Source organism: Bradyrhizobium sp. CSS354 (assembly GCF_029051725.1).
Taxonomy (GTDB): domain Bacteria; phylum Pseudomonadota; class Alphaproteobacteria; order Rhizobiales; family Xanthobacteraceae; genus Bradyrhizobium.
In genome coordinates this window covers 1-18067 of the sequence record NZ_JAACFU010000006.1, presented here as the reverse complement: position 1 = coordinate 18067, position 18067 = coordinate 1, and the positions used below count along the sequence as shown (strand labels likewise).

14 protein-coding genes are annotated in these 18067 nt (G+C 58.9%); 3 read left to right on the top strand and 11 right to left on the bottom strand.

The features are described 5' to 3' along the window. Positions 1–156: 156 nt before the first annotated feature. The 4 genes from GWG67_RS15830 to GWG67_RS15815 all read right to left on the bottom strand — a co-directional run bounded on the left by GWG67_RS15830 (position 157) and on the right by GWG67_RS15815 (position 6081). On the bottom strand, positions 157–342 hold the full coding sequence (locus GWG67_RS15830) for a hypothetical protein (RefSeq protein ID WP_275170228.1): 186 nt from the start codon (positions 340–342) through the stop codon (positions 157–159). Positions 343–1889: 1547 nt separating this feature from the next. After that, the gene (locus tag GWG67_RS15825) at positions 1890–3200 is read right to left on the bottom strand and encodes an adenylate/guanylate cyclase domain-containing protein (RefSeq protein ID WP_275170227.1); all 1311 of its coding nucleotides are present in this window, start codon (positions 3198–3200) and stop codon (positions 1890–1892) included. 288 nt (positions 3201–3488) lie between these two features. After that, positions 3489–4661, bottom strand: a complete 1173-nt coding sequence (locus tag GWG67_RS15820) for a CynX/NimT family MFS transporter (protein WP_275170226.1) — start codon at positions 4659–4661, stop codon at positions 3489–3491. Positions 4662–4704: 43 nt separating this feature from the next. Then, positions 4705–6081: an FAD-binding oxidoreductase gene (locus GWG67_RS15815; protein ID WP_275170225.1), complete on the bottom strand. Its 1377-nt coding sequence runs from the start codon at positions 6079–6081 to the stop codon at positions 4705–4707. A gap of 110 nt (positions 6082–6191) precedes the next feature. Here GWG67_RS15815 and GWG67_RS15810 point away from each other — a divergent pair, with 110 nt between their 5' ends. Next, complete coding sequence (locus GWG67_RS15810; protein ID WP_275170224.1) at positions 6192–7103, top strand: LysR substrate-binding domain-containing protein; 912 nt, start codon at positions 6192–6194, stop codon at positions 7101–7103. A 226-nt stretch (positions 7104–7329) separates the two neighbouring features. Beyond that, positions 7330–8184, top strand: coding sequence for an arylamine N-acetyltransferase (locus GWG67_RS15805; RefSeq protein ID WP_275170223.1), 855 nt, complete (start codon positions 7330–7332; stop codon positions 8182–8184). A 296-nt stretch (positions 8185–8480) separates the two neighbouring features. Here the strand turns inward: GWG67_RS15805 and GWG67_RS15800 are convergent, their stop codons facing one another. The 6 genes from GWG67_RS15800 to GWG67_RS15775 all read right to left on the bottom strand — a co-directional run bounded on the left by GWG67_RS15800 (position 8481) and on the right by GWG67_RS15775 (position 15795). Beyond that, positions 8481–9461 (bottom strand): ABC transporter substrate-binding protein, encoded by a 981-nt coding sequence (locus GWG67_RS15800; RefSeq protein WP_275170222.1) that lies wholly within the window; start codon positions 9459–9461, stop codon positions 8481–8483. Between the two features lie 321 nt (positions 9462–9782). Continuing rightward, positions 9783–11033 carry an adenylate/guanylate cyclase domain-containing protein gene (locus GWG67_RS15795; RefSeq protein WP_275170221.1) on the bottom strand — a complete coding sequence of 417 codons (1251 nt, stop codon included), beginning with the start codon at positions 11031–11033 and terminating at the stop codon, positions 9783–9785. Further along, positions 11030–11419, bottom strand: coding sequence for a response regulator (locus tag GWG67_RS15790; protein ID WP_275170220.1), 390 nt, complete (start codon positions 11417–11419; stop codon positions 11030–11032). The genes GWG67_RS15795 and GWG67_RS15790 overlap by 4 nt, the downstream gene beginning before the upstream one ends. Next, complete coding sequence (locus GWG67_RS15785) at positions 11391–13979, bottom strand: ATP-binding protein (protein WP_275170219.1); 2589 nt, start codon at positions 13977–13979, stop codon at positions 11391–11393. The genes GWG67_RS15790 and GWG67_RS15785 overlap by 29 nt, the downstream gene beginning before the upstream one ends. 130 nt (positions 13980–14109) lie before the next feature. After that, on the bottom strand, positions 14110–15105 hold the full coding sequence (locus GWG67_RS15780) for an ABC transporter substrate-binding protein (RefSeq protein ID WP_275170218.1): 996 nt from the start codon (positions 15103–15105) through the stop codon (positions 14110–14112). 246 nt (positions 15106–15351) lie between these two features. After that, complete coding sequence (locus GWG67_RS15775; RefSeq protein WP_275170217.1) at positions 15352–15795, bottom strand: CBS domain-containing protein; 444 nt, start codon at positions 15793–15795, stop codon at positions 15352–15354. 433 nt (positions 15796–16228) lie between these two features. Here GWG67_RS15775 and GWG67_RS15770 point away from each other — a divergent pair, with 433 nt between their 5' ends. Next, entirely contained in the window at positions 16229–16972 is a 744-nt protein-coding gene (locus tag GWG67_RS15770; RefSeq protein ID WP_275170216.1) for an adenylate/guanylate cyclase domain-containing protein, read from the top strand. Positions 16973–17043: 71 nt separating this feature from the next. Here GWG67_RS15770 and GWG67_RS15765 read toward each other — a convergent pair whose 3' ends face one another. Next, complete coding sequence (locus tag GWG67_RS15765; protein ID WP_275170215.1) at positions 17044–17604, bottom strand: AAA family ATPase; 561 nt, start codon at positions 17602–17604, stop codon at positions 17044–17046. Positions 17605–18067 lie beyond the last annotated feature (463 nt).

Below are 18067 nucleotides of genomic sequence, written 5' to 3'. Positions count from 1 at the left end.
TCGAATCCGTACTTGCCGGGAGAGATGCGCGCCAATGCCATCCGGTGTCTGCATACGGGACACATCGGCCGTTCGTTGATACACGCAGTCATCCACTGGCCCCCAAAGAATACTCATTTATCCCAATCCGATTTTCGAAACAACAAATGGCAAGCGCTAGGCAGCAGCTAAGTCATGCTGACCAGGGGTGAAACAGCCTTCAATGTCGGTTGGGAGAGGAGCCGCAGCCAAATGCTCCCAGTATTCTGCCTCGGCGAGCAGTTTCCAGCTTCTGTCAGGATGAAGCGCGGCACTCTGCCGACAGAGCGCGGCCATCGCGCGCAAGCGCTGTGCGGTTTCCATTCCAGCCTCCCATGTTTTCCCCACCTTATTTTTTGTTTTTACGTTGGAGTCATTATGATTATGCGTCAAAACTAATTTTTTGTTTTTCCCGACCCCGGCCGCGACTCGATACGCGCTTGCTGCGGTTGGCTTTCGTTTCGAGCGCCAACGCTGTTCATTTGGCGCAATGTTCCGGCTAGGCATTCGCCCTGGTTGAAACCTTTGTGCTCTGACGCCTTTTGCTGCACATGCGGTGCTCGCGAACGATACAGGGAAGGAATCTCGGCGCGGAGAGAAGGACCTCTTCAGCCCTGGCCTGATCACGCAATTACGCCTTGGAACGCGCGCTTGCTCCACCATCCGCGGTCGCCCGCAGAGGAAACGCCCCGCCCCGAGGCGAAAGAGCGTCCGCCATCGCAATTCTCAGCTGCCTTAAAGATCATTATGGCCGGACTTTTGACTTAAGCGAAAATGGCGCTGCGAGTCAGATTTCATCATCGTCGCCATCGTCGTCCGGATCGGCTTCGTCCGAATCGACGGCCATAGGTTCGATGTAGTCACCGCAGGCATCCCGCAGCGTGCGACCCGATGTCGGATCCGGTCAGGAAAAACCACCATCCCCCGGTCTTCTTTCCATGGATGGAAAAGGTCGATGTGAGCGACATGACGCTCGCACGTGCTGCACGATATCCGTGCGGCTACACAACGCAGTTTCAGCGTCGATAAGTTATAGGTGCGCTGTCAAACGATGATGTGCTCGTAATGATATCGTTGACTTGTCGTTTTGGAAAGCCGCCGCACCGCTTAGCCTCGTGGTGGCCGGCACCACCCGTAAATTTCCCAAGTGCCGGCAACCAGGCGCAATGGTTAAGTTGCGGCAGGTTTGAGCGCCGCATCATGAAAACACAAAAGCCAAAGCAATGGGCTGATCGCGAGGTCCAGCACTTGTCCAAGCTTGCCCGGGCAGGCGCTGGCGTATCGAAGATCGCAGCCGAGCTGGGTCGTCACGCAGGATCGGTGAGGCGAATGGCGCGAAGGATAGGGATACTGTTGAAGAAGTAGCGCTCGCATCCCCGCCCGAATGAACGCAGCACGGCTCACCTACAACTCAAAACCGCGACTAATCTCCCGCACAAGCCTGCGCGCAGGTCAGTATTTCGACGATAGAAGAGCGCCTGATCGAGCTGCGAAAGAATGGTCAGCCCAAATAGCGCGATAGCAATACCTCTAAACATGGTGGTGGACCGGGTTGAACGATGCAACGCACGTTTAAACGGCCCCAGCCGCAGGTTGGGAGAAACAGCCGGGGCCGTGCATTCCCATGCCATGTGCCGTAATCAGCGGTAATCGGCACGCCTCAAGCTTCACACGCACATGCTAACAAGCTATTTCGCGGTCCGGCGTCGGAAGGGCATGTACTCACTATGCTGCTGGCCGCCTGATGTCCGCTTTACCGCCAACATCGGCCCAAGAGCGGTGGGCTCCGAGGTCGCAGATGGGCCATAAGGGGGACATCGGGCGATGGCGTCTCAGCTTTTTAAGGCGGAATCGGCGACCCCGGAACTCATTCAGGCGATGGCTGCGAATAGGCGCATGGGCTCGGAAAGACCCTTCAGCTCGGCCGGTCCGCGATCGACGAACTTGAGCCCAGCGCCTGCCACTAGGTCTTTCACCGTACTCGACGCCAGAACTTCGCTCGCTTTCGCATGCTGAGCTACACGTGCTGCGATGTGAACAGCAATGCCGCCCACATCGTCGCCCATCATTTCAACCTCACCGGTATGGACGCCGGTCCGCACTTCGAGATCGAGCGGCCGCACCGCGTTGACGATCCTCTGGGCACAGCGGACGGCGCGCGCCGGGCCGTCGAACAGTGCCAGAAATCCGTCGCCTGTCGTCTTAACTTCGCGTCCGCGATGCCGCTCCAGTTCGGAACGCACCGCCGCATGATGCGCTTCCAGAGTTGAACGCCACTGCCTGTCGCCCACCAACGAGGCCCTCCTTGTCGAATCGACGATATCGGTGAACAGCACAGTCGAGAGGACGCGATCAACCTCGACGGCAGTAGCGGACACACCCATGAACTGTCTGATCTCCTCGACAAGCCGATCCTGATCTCCTGACCATGGAAGGTGATCGCTACCCGGTAGTTCGATGTAGCGTGCGTCAGAAATTCCCTCTCCAAGCTCGCGGCCGGCGAGTGCGCGAATGCGTACATCGTCGCGCCGATGCATAACCAGCGTAGGAACATGGATCGACGGCAGGATGGCCGTTACATCGATCTCGCGGTTCATACGCATCAGGTTGATCACATCAGACGGGCTGGCCGCCGAGCGCTCGAACTTAGCGAAGCGCTCCATGGCGCCGGGAACTGCGGCTGAAGACGGGGAGAAACTGGGCAGACTCTTGCCGGTTCCCCAGTTGGCTCGGATATCGCGCTCCAATCCCGCGAAATCGTCAAACGGAACGGAGGCGCCCACCGTGCGCGCATACGTGCCGAACAGGAGGAGACCGGCGACCTGTTCAGGATAAGTCGCCGCGAACAGGATCGACATCGGCCCGCCCTCCGAGACACCGAACAAGTACGCCCTCTTAGAACCCGCGGCGTCGAGCACGGCGCGGATATCGTCGATCCTTTCATCGAGATGCGGGACACCGACGCCACGATCACTGAGACCCGTGCCGCGTTTGTCGAAGCGGATCAGTCGCGAGAACGAGCCGAGTTCGTTAAGGAAGCGCGCCGCATGGGGATTCTCCCACGACAGCTCAAGATGCGATACAAAGCCGGGCGTCATGAGCAAATCCGGACCGTCCTGTCCGGATATTTGGTACGCGACGAAGACCTCGCCGCTCGTCACATAGCGCGTGTCGACAACCATGGCTTTTCCGTCGGCCTAGCCCCTTGGGTAGCCTACGGCTAACGGCCAAGCAGTGCAATTGATCGGATAGGCTCATTGCAGTGTGGGAATGGCCTCAGCTGCTCATGTTCGCTGAGGGTCCGCGGCAGACCTCAGTCGGAGCGTTGCACAGGTCGGCTTTGGGTCCAGAATGCGAAGATTTCAACGCAAGCGAATCCGATCCGCCATGCCTCGCTGAGCGGACCTCTTGGCGCGCCACCGCTACTTCGGCGGTAGGCCCAAAAGCAGACCTTTCCGACGTGGTCTAAGTTATTGCTCTGACGATCCCTGAGCGGCTTGGAAAAGGATCAATGCTAGAACACACAAGATCAACATCGCCGCGGCAAAAACCATTGGCGCAGCGGCACTTCCCGCGTAGTCGCGAGCAAGTCCGGCTCCTGTTGGCAAGATCGCCATCGCTGCATAGTACCATGTGTAGTAAACGCCCATCCCGCCCGCGCGCGCCTCGGGCCGCAACGCCTGAGCGGGAAGTGCCATAATCAGTCCGGGCGGCACTCCCATACCGAGCACGATCAGAGCAAACGCAGCAAGTAAGCCGACGCCGGACGCAAATGGCACTACCAGCAAGCCAACTCCTGTGACTGTGAACGATGCCAGCATTGCAAGGTCGGGACGTCCGAATCGTTCGACAAAAGCACTCGCTAGAGGGATCGCTGGAATCAGCGTCCAGCCTATCAAGCTCACGACCAAATTTGCCTGCACCAGCGAGAAGCCATGCCGCCCAAATAACTCTGGCCCAAAACTGACCACTACAATGTAGGCCACGTTGAACAGTGCCCAAATCGCGCCGGCTATACAAACGAGAGTCCATTCGCGCCGATTGAGGTCAAGTTTGAGTCTCATCCGCGATGAGGACGTTACTCCTGGGGGCTCCTGATAAAATAGCGCGACCAATACAAATCCCGCCAGCACGCACATTGTGCTCGCGTGCATAATCGCGGCCCAGCCGTGCTCCGCGCCAAGTGATCCGAAAACCAGTAGTCCGAGCGCAATGCCAAGTGGCCAACTTGAAACCAGCGTACCCATGGCGGTCGCGATTTCACGTCCCGAGAACCAGTCTGCGACCATCTTCGTGGCCAATACGTTGAACAGTACGGCTCCCCCACCGAGCACCGTGCGCCCCACCGCCGCCAATAGAAACGATTGACCAAACCCCATGACAGTGCCACCCACTGCCATCAGGAAAAGACCGGTGAGCGCGACACGCTTGGCGCCGAGGTTTTGACCGAGCACCCCGCCTGGTATCGCAATCGCCACGCCAGGCAATGAATGCAGACCGATCAAAAGCCCAAGCGCGGCATAATCGATGACCAGCGCTGCGATAAGGAAGGGGCCGGCGGAAGCCACCGCCTGGAACTGAATTGCGAGCGCTGTGCGTGCAAGAAAAAGCACGAGCAGAATTAGCCATCGCCTATCAGGCATATACGATATCGCCCCTTTTGGCCCGCAACAGACGGCATTTCAATCACGCTGACGGCCTGATGTTTTGGTTCATTCGGAAACAGTTCTTGGGATCGTACTTGCTCTTCAGCTCGCGAAGGCGACGGTAGTTCGATCCGTAGGCAGCAGGAACCGGATCCATGCCTTCATCATCACCGAGATAGTTGACGTATTTGCCGCTCGCTGCGAAGGGCTCCATCTGCGCGTAAGTATCGCGCGTCCAGGCGATGCAGCGATCGGTCATCGCGACATCCAGCCATTGAGTTAGGATCAGGAAGTTGTAACCCTCCTGGCGATGCGGGAATGCCGTTTCCTCGACGCCGACGCGAGCTGCAGCACCGTGGATGTGCTCGATAACAAGCTGCCCCATGGGGGTTGGGCAGCGCGCGAAGCAGTCAATCATTGTCCGGAGGGCGTCATCACTGAGCTCTCGCAGGAACGTCGACTTCCAGTAGTTGAACGCGCCCTTCGGATATGCTGTATCCAGCATGCTGTTGAGCTCGCAGTACGCCATCGGCCCAATCCCGTCCATCGCCGGCGTGTCGAACTGCTTGAGCGGGCGCATCGCCAGTTCGCCGGCTGCGAGAGACCCACAATGACACGTCACCATCGCCGCCAGCTTCACGCCCGAGCCGTCAGGCGCATGAGCCAGCGTGGCGAAAAGGATCTGCTCGTCCGGGAGCGACGACGTGCGCTCGCGATACAGCGAAAGCACGTCACGGCTGCGATCGAACGGGTATGCGATCAGGCCACCCGTGATGGTGGGGCCTACGGAGTGCAGCTGATATTCCAGGGTGGTGGCGATGCCAAAGTTGCCGCCGCCGCCACGCGCCGCCCAGAATAGGTCCGGCTCCTCCGTCTTGCTGGTGCGTATCAATCCGCCCAGTGCATTGACCAGCTCAAGTGAGGCAAGGTTGTCGAGAGCCAGGCCGTATTTGCCCATGAGCCAGCCGAGACCGCCGCCAAGGGTCAGCCCCGCGATTCCGGTGCTCGATACGATTCCTCCCGTAACGGCCAGGCCGTGCCGCTGGGTTTCGCGATTTAGCTCCGCCCAGGTGACACCGCCCTGTGCATGAACCCTTCGGCGTTCCAGGTCGACCTTGATTGCCTTCATCAGCGACAGATCGATCATCACCCCGCCGTCGATCGTTGCGCGCCCCGCCACGTTGTGACCGCCACCGCGGACCGCAACTTCGAGTCCAAGTCTTTGCGCGAGCCTGATCGCATCGGCGACATCTGCGGTATCGCTACATTGAGCGATGAGCGCTGGCCGCTTATTGACCAGCCCATTGTGGACCTTTCTTGCCTCCTCGTAGCCCGCATCTCCCGGCCGCATAAGCGTGCCGCGAAAGGTTTTGCCAAACTCCGCCGCCTCAGCGGCAACCGATCGAACCACCGTCATCGTGCGCTGTCCCTTCGTTTGTGCTCCATCACTTCTCACACCCTCATCGCGCGGAAGGCAAACTCAAAGAATTTGGCTTGAAGATGAATCCTATTCATCTAGGATGAGACATGACCAAGTTGCCGCCGCTTATCGAGCTCCGCGCGTTCGAGGCTGCCGCGCGACACCTCAGCTTCAAGAAAGCTGCGGCCGAACTCGGCGTCACGCCGACTGCTATCAGCCACCAAGTCCGGTTACTGGAGCGATATTGCGGGAAGGTGCTGTTCCGGCGCAGACCGAGACCACTGTCGTTGACAGATGCCGGCACTCGGCTCTTTCCAGTCGTACGCGACGGTCTCGAAGGGTTCGCCACCGCGCTCAGCACGATCAGGCGCAAGGACGATCGACAGGCCCTTCGTATCACGACAACGAACGCTTTTGCCGCTCAATGGCTTGTGCCACGCCTGCCGCACTGGAGAAAACAGCGCCCAGATGCACCACTTGATATCATCGGCACCGACACTATCATTGACTTGTCTGCGGGAGACGCGGACGTGGCGATCCGCTATGCCACCTCCCGCCAAGCGCCGCGAGAGGGCATTGCAGAAGAGTTTTTGAGCGACACGTATTGGCCAGTCTGCAGCCCTGACTTGCTTCCCGCCGGAGGCCGGCTGAAAAATGCGGCCGATCTTCGGAAGCATGTCCTCGTTCATTCCTATTGGTTTCCGTCTGATATCGACCCACCTACCTGGCAGCGATGGCTCTCCGTCGCCAGGCGCAGGTGGCGCAACCTGCCCGACTTCACGGACATGCAGCATCTGAGTTTTCGAGAGGAGCTTCACGCGATCGAGGCGGTCGTCGGGGGCCAGGGTGTGGGGATTTTTAGCGACGTGCTTGTGGCAGCCGAACTTGCATCCGGCGCGCTTGTAAGGGTATTTGACCTAAGTTTACCCGGATATCGCTTTCACGTCGTCCGCCGGACAAGCCATCCCCGCGAAAGGATCATTCGCGCATTCTCCGCCTGGTTGCTATCAGTTCGATAGACTCGGATGAACACCGCACACGAACGCGCAGATGCATGTCCGCTAAGGTCGAGCGCTCGGCCGCAAACTTCTGGCAGCCCTTGTCAGCCGACATGCAGCAGCACCGCTTCAAAGGAAGCGATCGGCCAAAAGCTGCCATCCCGGCCTCGGGCAGCGCACAGAGGCGGTCTGGGACGCCGGGCCCAAAAAATGGCAACATGCGTGCCAGACACCCGGAGTAAGCGAGATGTCCGACGCACACCTCGATCAGAAAGCCTGGCTTGCGCGCATCGGCTATGCTGGGCCGCTCACACCAACGCTTGAGACTCTAGATCAACTTATTTTCGCACACTCGCACTCAATCCCCTACGAAACGCTCGATATCATGCTCGGGCGTCCGCCCAAACTCGACGTGCATACGCTCGAACAGAAGATGATTGCCAGTAAACGCGGGGGATACTGCTTTGAACAGAACATGCTCTTCCGAGCCGGACTTCGGTCGCTCGGCTATAGCATCACAAGCTTACAAGGGCGTGTCGTGCGGGGGCTGGAGATCGACGCACCGCGCCCAGCCATCCACATGTTGTTGAAAGTGGATTTTCCTGAAGGCACTTATCTAGCGGACGTCGGGTTCGGTAACCTCGCGCCGACCTGCGCGCTCAGGCTCGTGCCGCAAATCGAACAAGAGACACCCCACGAGGTCATGCGCTTTATCGATGTTGGCGGCGAGCTGACGCTCCAGGCGCGGCTTAAGCATGGCTGGCAGCACATTTATCGGGTCATTCCTTATCCACGTTACGATAGCGAATACGAGATCACCAATTGGTACACGGCGACCCATCCAGAAACCCCTTACCAAGGGAATATCATCGTGGCGAGGCCGGGGCCGAACAGGAGCCGCATCACCATGTACAACGCGCGCGTTACCGTCCGGGACGCAGAGGGGCATGCGGAGAAGCGCTGGCTGGCGACTGAGAACGAGTTCAGAGACGTGCTGCGCGGTGAATTCGGACTAAATATGTCGGATGAGCAAATCGATAAGTGCGTCGCGGTTATGAAGGCGAAAGGAACAGGAGACGCTCCTCACCCCTTCTTTGCTTAAGCTATCGTCGACGTCTGGATGGGTCAAAGCGGACTCAGCTCCATGAATGAGGTGGCCACTGCTAGAAAAGGGTCAACTTGGAGTCGAAAAGAGCCTTGCCGAGCTCGCACGGCCTCTCTTTGGCTCACCTCTCGGAAGCACCCGCTGCTGTATTCTGAGCTAAGTCGGTCACGGGCAAATCCTGATTAAAGCGCAGCAGACTGGTTCAAACACGCTTAGCTCGGGTCGAGGTTTGGCACTCTTTGGACCTCAACCTTCGCGCCAGTCGGGACATGCTCTGCCCCTCCAGAAGCGGTCTATTCGATGACTTCATTGGCGCGCGCGAGCAATGACATCGGGACGGTTATGCCGATCGTATTCGCGGTCTTAAGGTTGACGATCAGCTGAACTGCCGTGGATTGTACTACCGGCAAATCTGCCGGCTTGTCGCCCTTTAGGATCCGACCCGTGTAAGTGCCCGCCAGACGATAGACATCTTCAACATTTCCGCCATAGCTCACCAGCCCTCCGGCCTCGGCATACTCACGCCTGTCGAAAATCGTGGAAATTGCGTAGCGTTTTGCCAGATCGACGAGTTGGGCGCGCCGGCTGAATAGAAACGCATCCGTGTCGACGAGAAGAGCACTTCTCCTTCGTTCACCGAGTTCTGCAAGAGCTACATCGATTTCGCCTTCAGTTGTTGCATTCACCGTATCGAGTTGCAGCCCGATGCTGCGAGCCGCCGCTTCCAACGCCTCGGACTGAGTTTTCGCGTTGGGATTCACTGGGTTAACCAGCGCGGCAACAACGCTTGCGTTCGGGAGCAGTTCATGAAGCAGCTCCAGCCGCTTTGAAACCACCTCGACATTCAACGTGACCGCGCCGGTCACGTTGCCTCCGGGTCGGTCCAGGCTGGCAACAAGCCCTAACTCAACAGGATCGCTGCTGGTCGTAAAGACGATGGGAATTTGCGCGGTTGCCTTCTTTGCCACCAGGTTCGCAGGGGTGCTTGTCGCGACGATAACGGCGACGCGCCGGCCAACCAGATCAGCCGCCAACGCCGGCAGCCGATCGTAGTGGCCTTCCGCCCACCGGTACTCGATCGCGACGTTCTGCCCCTCAACGTAGCCGGTTTCGGCAAGCCCACGGCGAAATGCCGCGACGAAGTGGCCATATCCCTGCGGCGATGTGCCATTGATGAATCCAATGACTGGCATCATCGGCTTCTGCGCCCACGCCGCAAGCGGCCAAACGGCAGCGGCGCTGCCGAATAACGAGACGAACTCGCGCCGCTTCATGTGATCATCCTGTTGGGATTGCCGGTGACGCAGCACCTTGCGCTTAAAAAACGGAGAATGGAACAGCTTATAAGGAAAGCCGCGGTTGCGATCCCAAGAAGACGTTTCGGCCAAAGTGCGGAGGGAGTTGAGCGGAGCAACTCTAGTCCGCCCTTGCCTTCTTAAGCTGACCTCACGAGGTGCGCGGCTACTGCGCTGATGCGCCAGAGCGGTTGTCGCGAGACTAAGGAAACAGGAAGGTGGACGCGCCTGCCATCGAGATCTTAATGCCGCCAAATAATTGTTGAAGCGTGGACAATCTTTGGGCGCGGTGCGGGACTCTTACTCAAACTGAATGCGGGTGCCCTTGGCACCGTTGAGTAACCGCTTGAGATGAAATCCGGCCAGCGCGTCGTCGGCATGCAGGCCGACCAGTGCAGCAAAGGCCGGCATCGCCGTTGCATCGCCGGCCTCCAGCCTGGCGAAGGCCTCGACATATTGCGCGGTGGAAGGCGCCCTGAACGCCACGTCCTGAAGCGGCTCAAAAGCACGGAGCGGCTCGCTGCGTCCGCGCAACATAATTTCACCGACGGGTCGTCCCTGAAAATTGCCGGCGGCTTGGGCTGCCGCTGCACTGACGCAAATTCGGGTGCCGAGATACTTGTTGGCTGCCTCGAGCCGGGCTGCGGTATTGATGGTATCGCCGTAGGCGGTGTAGTCGAAGAACCGACTGCCGCCAAAGTTGCCGACCAGCGCGGCCCCCGCATGGACACCGATGCGCGTGGCACCAAACTCAACCCCCTTTTTTTTCCAGCGTTCTCGGAACATTTGGGCTCGGATGTCGAGGTTATGAGCGCAGCTAATGGCTCGTTGGGCATAGTCGGGCTGTTCGCCTGGAGCATTGAACAGCACCTGGATCGCGTCACCTATCACCTTGGCGACTGTGCCTTCATGAGCGAACACCACATCAGTCATACCGCCCACATATTCGTTGAGTAGCGCGCCCAGCACTCCCGGAGCTACAGTCTCTACGAGCGGGGTAAAGTTGGTGACGTCGGTGAAGATAGTTGCAATCTCCCGCCAGTGCACCTCCATACCGTCGCCGTCGCCTATCCCCGCGAGACGGCTCGCTATCTGTGGCGAAAAATAACGAGATAGCGAGGCGTGAGCGCGTTCGGCTTCGAGCTGGCGGCGGCGGGCCTCGCGCATCGTCCGGACGTGACTGATGGTCTTGTTGATCGTCATTTCAAGGTCGTCGAAATCGATCGGCTTGGTCAGGAAGTCGAACGCACCGCGGTTCATAGCCGTTCGAATGTTGCTCATGTCGCCGTAAGCAGAGACGATGATGGTCGATTTCTTGTCCTCCGGCTCCTGCAGCTTGGCCAGCAGCGACAGCCCGTCCATCCTGGGCATATTGATGTCGGATACCACCATGTCGACATGCGGATGCTGCTCAATCGATGCTAACGCCTCGATGCCGTCACGCGCGAATACGAACGCCATTGCTCCTTCACGGATCTGGCGACGAAATTTCTGCAGCACCAGCGCCTCGAGATCAGGCTCATCATCGACGACCAGGATAGTCGCGGTCATGCAGCTTGACCCAGTCGACTATCGATTTCGATCCGGAGCAGCGCGAAGTCAATCGGCTTGGTCAGCAGGCCGACCGCACCGTTCTCGATGGCCTTGCGGCGCGTTTCGGCATCGCCGTAGGCAGTGATCATGATCACGGGCACATCAGGGCGCTGGGCACGTACTTTCGGCAGCATCTCGAGTCCGCTCATGCCGGGCATGTTGATGTCGGAGAGGATCAGGATCAGCGAAGGATCCCTGACCTCGGCGGCACGCGCCAACGCTGTGGCCGCCGACGGGGCGAATTCCATCTGGAAGCGGCCGGTTTTCAGATCGCGGCGGAACTGCTGACGAAACATGGGCTCGACGTCGGGCTCGTCATCCACGACGAGTATGTAAACGCTCAATTGTCCCTCCGTTGGTCGTCGGTGCTGTCCTGCTTCTGGGCAGCGTAATAATGAATTCGGTAAATGCGCCGGGCTCGGTGGCGACGTCGATTGTACCGCCATGCTGCTTCACGATGATGTCGTGGCTCATTGACAGTCCCAGGCCGGTGCCTTCGCCCGCCGGCTTGGTTGTGAAGAAAGGATTGAAGATCTTCTCCTTCACCTCCGGAGGAATGCCGGTGCCGTTGTCCCGGAACCGTATTTCTACCTTGCTGCCCAAGCTCCTGGTCACGGCGCTCAAGATGGGTTCGAAGTTTTCGTCACACGTCTCCTTGCGCTTTGCGGCGGCATAGAACCCGTTCGAGATCAGGTTGAGGAAGACCCGAGTAATCTCCTGCGCATAGACGTCGATCTGGCCCGCGGCGGGATCGAGGTCGCGCTCGAGCGTGATGTTGAAGCCCGCCTTCTCGGCGCGTGCGCCGTGGAAGGCGAGATTGAGGCTTTCCTCTACGATCGCGTTGATGTCGGTGGGCCGGTGCTCACCCGAGCCTTCGCGGGAATGCAGCAGCATGTTCTTGACGATCGAATCGGCTCGCCTGCCGTGCTGCACCACCTTTTCCAGGTTGCCCTTCAGCATAAGGGTGAGTTCATCGACTCCCTCGCGGGTCTCGCCATCGAGCGCCGCCGGCTGCAGAAGGTCGTTCAGCTCTCCAATCAATTCCCCCGACAAAGCAGCGAAATTGTTGACGAAATTGAGCGGGTTCTTGATCTCATGGGCGATGCCAGCGGTCAGCTGGCCGAGCGAAGCGAGCTTTTCGGTCTGCACCAGCCGGTCCTGCGCAGTGCGCAACTCCTCGAGCGACCGTGCGAGTTCTTTGGTCCGCGCCTGAACCTCGTCGAACAGCCGGACGTTTTGAATGGCGATAACGGCCTGGTCCGCGAAGGTGGTGATGAGCTCGATCTGCTTTTCGCTGAAGGGGCGCTTCTCCCGCCGCGTCAGGACGAACACGCCTATCGGCACGCCCTCACGTAGTAACGGAACAGCAATTCTTGATTGCGCTGGATCCGGATCTCCTCGCAGCGGCGAAACACCATCGTTGAGTACTGTCGTTTTAGCTTCGGACAAAGCGCGTCCAACTGCTGTCGCTCCGCCCGCCGTGAAACGATAGGCTTCCAGAAACTTCCGTTTTTTAACGCTAAGCCCGCAACTTGCCGCCAGTCCGAAGGCATCGTCTCTGGGTTGCAGAATGAGCCCTTCATCTGCCTCGCACAGTCGTGCTGCCGACTGCACGAGCGTATCGAGCACCGTTTGTAAATCGAATGTCGAGCGGCTGATGACCTTGAGAACGTCGGCCGTTGCGGTCTGCTGTTGCAGTGCCTCGCTCAATTCCGAAGTGCGCTGCTCGACCTTGTTCTCAAGGTCCGCATAGGATTCCTGAAGCCGCGTACCCATCTTGTTGAATTGATTCGCAAGACTTTCGAGTTCATCGCCGGTCGTGATCGAGATACGCTGAGCGAAATCGCCATCGCCAATTCGTTCCGCGCCAGCGCTTAATGCCCTGATCGGACCAACCATACGGCGGGCCAGAAAAACTCCGGCTAGAATGGCAAAGATCAATGCGCCGGCGAGTACGATGGAAAGGCGCTGCAGCGCCAGATACAGCGACGAATAGGCTTCATTGACCGGTAGCTCTACAAACATGGTCCAGCCCAGCGGCACGATCGGCGCGGACGCTGTCAGCACCTCTTGGCCCTGAATATTCAGCGAGCCCTGCAGCGCATCGGCGTCGTTTGCACTGCCGGCCTGGGCAGCCTGCACCTGCACCAGCTTCGACATGTCGGTGTTACGCAGCACCAAACTGATGTCTGGGTGCGCAATCAGCCGTCCTTCCGAACCCACCACATAGGCATGCCCGCGTTCGCCGACCTTGATTTGCGAGACCACTTCCCAGATGAGCTTCAGATTGACCTCGGCGATGCTGACGCCGGCGTCCTTGCGGGTGCCGGCCAGCGACAGAGTCATGTAGGGCTCGGAATCCCGGCGGAAGTAGACAGGGCCGTAATAGACCTTGTTGGCAACCGCTTCGGTGAACTTCGGATCCTTGGACAGGTCGAGGCCGGAGTCCACGACATCCATGGCGAGGCGCGAGACCCGCAAACGCTCCTTGCCCGTCGAGTCGATTTGCGACAGTTCGGTAACGGCCGGCACCTGCCGCAGCAGCCTAAGGGCATCAAAACGCCGGTCCTGCAGCGAGCCCGCCGACCACGGTAGCTGCGTGGTCCAGCCGAGCTGGCTTTCGATTTCCTTAATAAACTGGCCGATCTTGGCCGCGGCGGCCTCGGCCTGCTCGTGCTGAATCCGGATCAGGGCCGCCTTGTGCTCGCGGTAATAGAAGAAAACTTCGAAAATCCCGTTCGAAAGCAGCGCGACTCCCACCACGACCACGAACAGCGCGACGTATTTGGCGAACAGGCGGGCACGGACTTTCGGCGGCGCTGACTGCACAGCAGGCGCGTCCGGCCGGGCGGAAGCCGCCAGCGTCCGTCCTTCCGACGTGTCCGGTTGGAGGGAAATGCTCATCCCAGCCACGTTATCAAGAGGAATTGGGATTGTCGTCCGCGGGAGCCACGAAAACGCCTAAGCCGCGACGAACCGACCTGGCCGTTCCCCAATAACTTGGTGGCTCCCACCAACTCCGGACCAATTGCTTTCACTCGAGTACCCCGTCGGCGCGAGCGAGCAGCGCGGCAGGAATTTCGATGTCAAATGTCTTTGCAGTTTTGAGGTTGATAAAAAGTTCAAACTTGGTGGGTTGTTCGACTGGCAAGTCAGCAGGCTTCGCGCCTTTGAGTATCCTATCCACGTAGGCGACGCAGCGCCGGTTGGAGTCGATAATGTCCGCTCCATACGACATCAACCCACCGAGTTGTACAAACTCCTTGCCCATAGCCATTGTAGGCAGCCGATGCTCTGCCGCGAGGTCGACAATGCGCTTTCGTTGGTTGAAAAGCATGGGGCTCGGAAATATGAGAAGGGCATCGGCACGCTCTCCAGCAACCGCAGAAAACGCGCGATCCAAATCGTCGGGGACGTGCACAGCAACAAGTCGAAGGTGCACTGCCAAGGTGAGTGCCGCCTCGTTTGCTTCGTTCATCATGTCGTTCATCGTGCGCTTGCCGTAGGCGCCGGGATGCCAGAGCGCCGCGACTTGCGAAGCCGTGGGTAGCGCTTCCTTGAGCAGGGCTAGGCGCTTAGGGACAAGCTGCGGTCCAAGGAAAGTTAAACCAGTGATGTTCCCTCCCGGTCGAGCGAGAGTAGCAACGAGGCCGTCTCCGACAGGATCGCCCATAACCGGCACCACGATCGGAATATTGCTGGTCACTTGCTGCACGGCACGCGCGGCGAGCGAATTCGATGCGACGATAAGATCGACATTAAGGCGCATCAGTTCACTTGCCAGAGCCGGAAACCGCTCGACCTTCAAGTCCGCCGCTCGGACCTCTACGAACACGTTTCGACCAGCGATATAGCCGTATTCGCGTAGTCCCTGATCGAAGGCTTCGAGAATTGCGCGCGCCTCGGGAGATTCAAGCGAACCCGTCACTAGGAACCCAATTCGAGGTACGTTTTTGGGCTGCTGCGCCAATACCGCCAGCGGCCACGCTGCTGCTCCGCCAATAACACCAAAAACGTCTCGCCGCTTCATGGGCTCCCTCATCGTCGGGAAGAAGCATCGTATCGGCTAAAACGAGTACAATGATAGGGCAAACCAGCTTCGCTATCGCAAATTGAGACCGACTCACGTCCGGTTCGGGTCACAAGCCGCCCTTGGTAGGCTTTTTCACCTTGGTCGGCCCATCTCCGGAAAGCGGAAATTGCGGCTCTTCGGGCGACGGTCAGCAGCGGGCACACAAGCAGACATACGCAGGGCGACGGCACCGTGGTTTGTCTGTCAGCCTCCGGGGCCGTCCTTCATGATGTAACCCATCAAGTCGTCCACGTTGTGCTCCAAGTCCCGGATGATGTTCTTGACAACATCTCCGATCGAAATGACGCCCACGACCCTGCCCGCGTCCAGCACTGGGAGGTGGCGAAAACCGCGCGCAGCCATAATCGCCATGCAGGCGTCTAGCGGATCGTCCGGCTTGATCGTTACCGGCTTGCCCGTCATTACCTGGCCCACCGGCGTCTGCCTCGCATCGAGCCCGGGCAGCAGCACTTTGATGGCGCAGTCACCTTGAGTCACGATGCCGACCAGCATGTCGTCGTCGATGACCAGCACCGACCGAACCCGGTTGTCGCGCATCTGGCGCAAGGCTTCGATGACCATGTCGCTGGAACGTACATGGATCAGGGTGCCGCTCTTCTGCGTCAGCGCGCTTTTTACCGTGCTCATTGAACTGCCCTCGTGGGTCTTTGTCCTGCCCATTTGATGGACCGCATTGAAGGATAGTCGAAATGACTTGCCTCGTCAGCACCGCGATGCCGAAGACCTTGAATGGGTGGAGCAGGGTACCACAAGGTTCTGGCGTTCTAAGCACGTGCACCGGTTCAAGGGCCGTTATGGATCAAAACGCACAGCCCCGGCCAGACTGAACCACTTCCGATCTGCCTTCCGAGACATCTCGCCGGAACGCCCGCCCAACATCCATGGGGCTGATGTGCTGCGCAAGCAGATCGCACAACGCTCGCAGGCCCATTGAACCGCAGCAGCTGGCCATTTCCGGTTTCTCTCGTCAAAATGACCGGATTTCGGACATGCCGGATTCGGCATCTTCGTGGCCGTCTGTTAGAATGAAAATAAATGGGCGGCCGGTGAGAAGAATGCGATGGACCTGCAGCAACATTCGACCATCTGCAAAGGATGCTGGCAAAACCTGCACCTCCCAGTGGTTTTACGTGGCCCGTTAGCGATCCCCTTTCGCGTTCTCGGCCTCCGACCAAGCCGGATGAATCCCAACACCTGCACCTTTTGCGAACTCGCCTTTACGCGAATCATGAAAGCCCGCAACGTCACGATCGATGCAACCGTGCTCTTCGCGGACCTGCGCGGGTATACGGCAGCGTCTCAGTCAGTGACATCGCGCGAGATGTCTACAACCCTTGATGCTTTCTACGATGAATGCGCCGAAGCAATCTGGCAGCACGATGGTTTGCTGAACAAGACGATTGGTGACGCCATCATGGCCGTCTTCAATTTTCCAATCAGACAAGAAGGTCATGCAGCGCAGGCGGTCCAAGCCGCCCGACAGATGCAGCAACGCTGGCGCGGCCGGCACGCGGACCTCGTGAGTGGACTCGGCTTAGATGAAGGAAGCCTGAGCATTGGCATCGGCATCAGCAGCGGCGATGTCAGCTTTGGTGAGTTCGGTCACTCGCATCGGGACCTTACCGCGATCGGCACGGTGGTAAATACCGCCGCCCGCGCGCAATCTGCTGCCCGTGGAGGACAGATACTGGTCACGAAATCTGTTCGCGATCGGTGTCCGACGGGCATCGTCCAAAGCGAGGGAACCACATACAGCTTAAAGGGGCTTGGGGCGCCCATCGAACTATACGATGCCGGGACATAGGAAGGTGTGGCGTCCGCCCCGGTCAAGAGCTACCCGGACGGTCCCTAAACCCGGCTTCCGGTTTGCCCCCGTCAACGGACATCAATCGACCGGCTCGGCTCGCCTGTTTCGGGCCAAGAGGAGACTAACCACTCTTGGCGCGAACATGCGTCGAGCAGGTGATCGAGCGAGCTAACGGCCGTATCGAGCACCAGGTGTTCTCGATCCCACGATTCATAGTCTCGGTTCACTACCTCAGCCCACGTTGGCAGCTTGAGGCCGCTGAGGTCTGAGGTGCGCGTTTCCACTCGCTGCCGATGCACGATCAGGTCGCTGCAAACCACTTCAATCTCAACGACGCATGCCGACTTCTGAGCGGCGATCTGTCGCCATCCGACGCGGCTTACCAGGACTGGATTTACGCAGTCTGCGACAACGACACGACCAAGCTCGAAATTTTCAGCCGCGAGTGCGATGGCTACCACATAGCCCATCGTGCCGACCGTATGACCTGCGGTCCGTAGTGTCTGCTCAACGGCATCGATATGAAGGTACGTGGCCGCGAGACGTCTGGTCAGCTCCCGAGAAACTGTTGTCTTGCCCGTGCCGGGAAGGCCGCCAAAGACTATCAGCGTAGGTGCATGGCTTGTCATGCGACATCATCGGCCGGTATTCAGAAGTCCGGTCACCAGCGGTCCTCCACCGGCTGCGCGCGGCAGGTCAGCTAGTGCCAGAAACCGTCATTTCGGCCAGCTGCCGCCGCTTGGATCTCAGCGACCCCCATGCCGGACAGGGAAGCGCAACGGGATTTGGCTGGGCACCCGCGTTGGCTCTGGACGGGCTGGGCATTGCCGCGGTGCGTGGATTTGCCCCGGCGGCCTTCCTCTGGCGGGCAGATGGGCCGTAGCGATTTCCGACCACCTTTCGAGTTTTCGCGCGCGGCGGATGTAGCCTGACATGCCTGCTTACCTAATGAAATCCGGCTCTTTCTGTTGACTCGCATCGCGAATGGAGAAATCCTTCAAAAACGCAATTGCCATTGCCAATCTCAGCAGTACGAACTTCGGCGCCCTCGGTTTTATCGGCGCCATCTGACCAGATTTATTCTGAACAGAA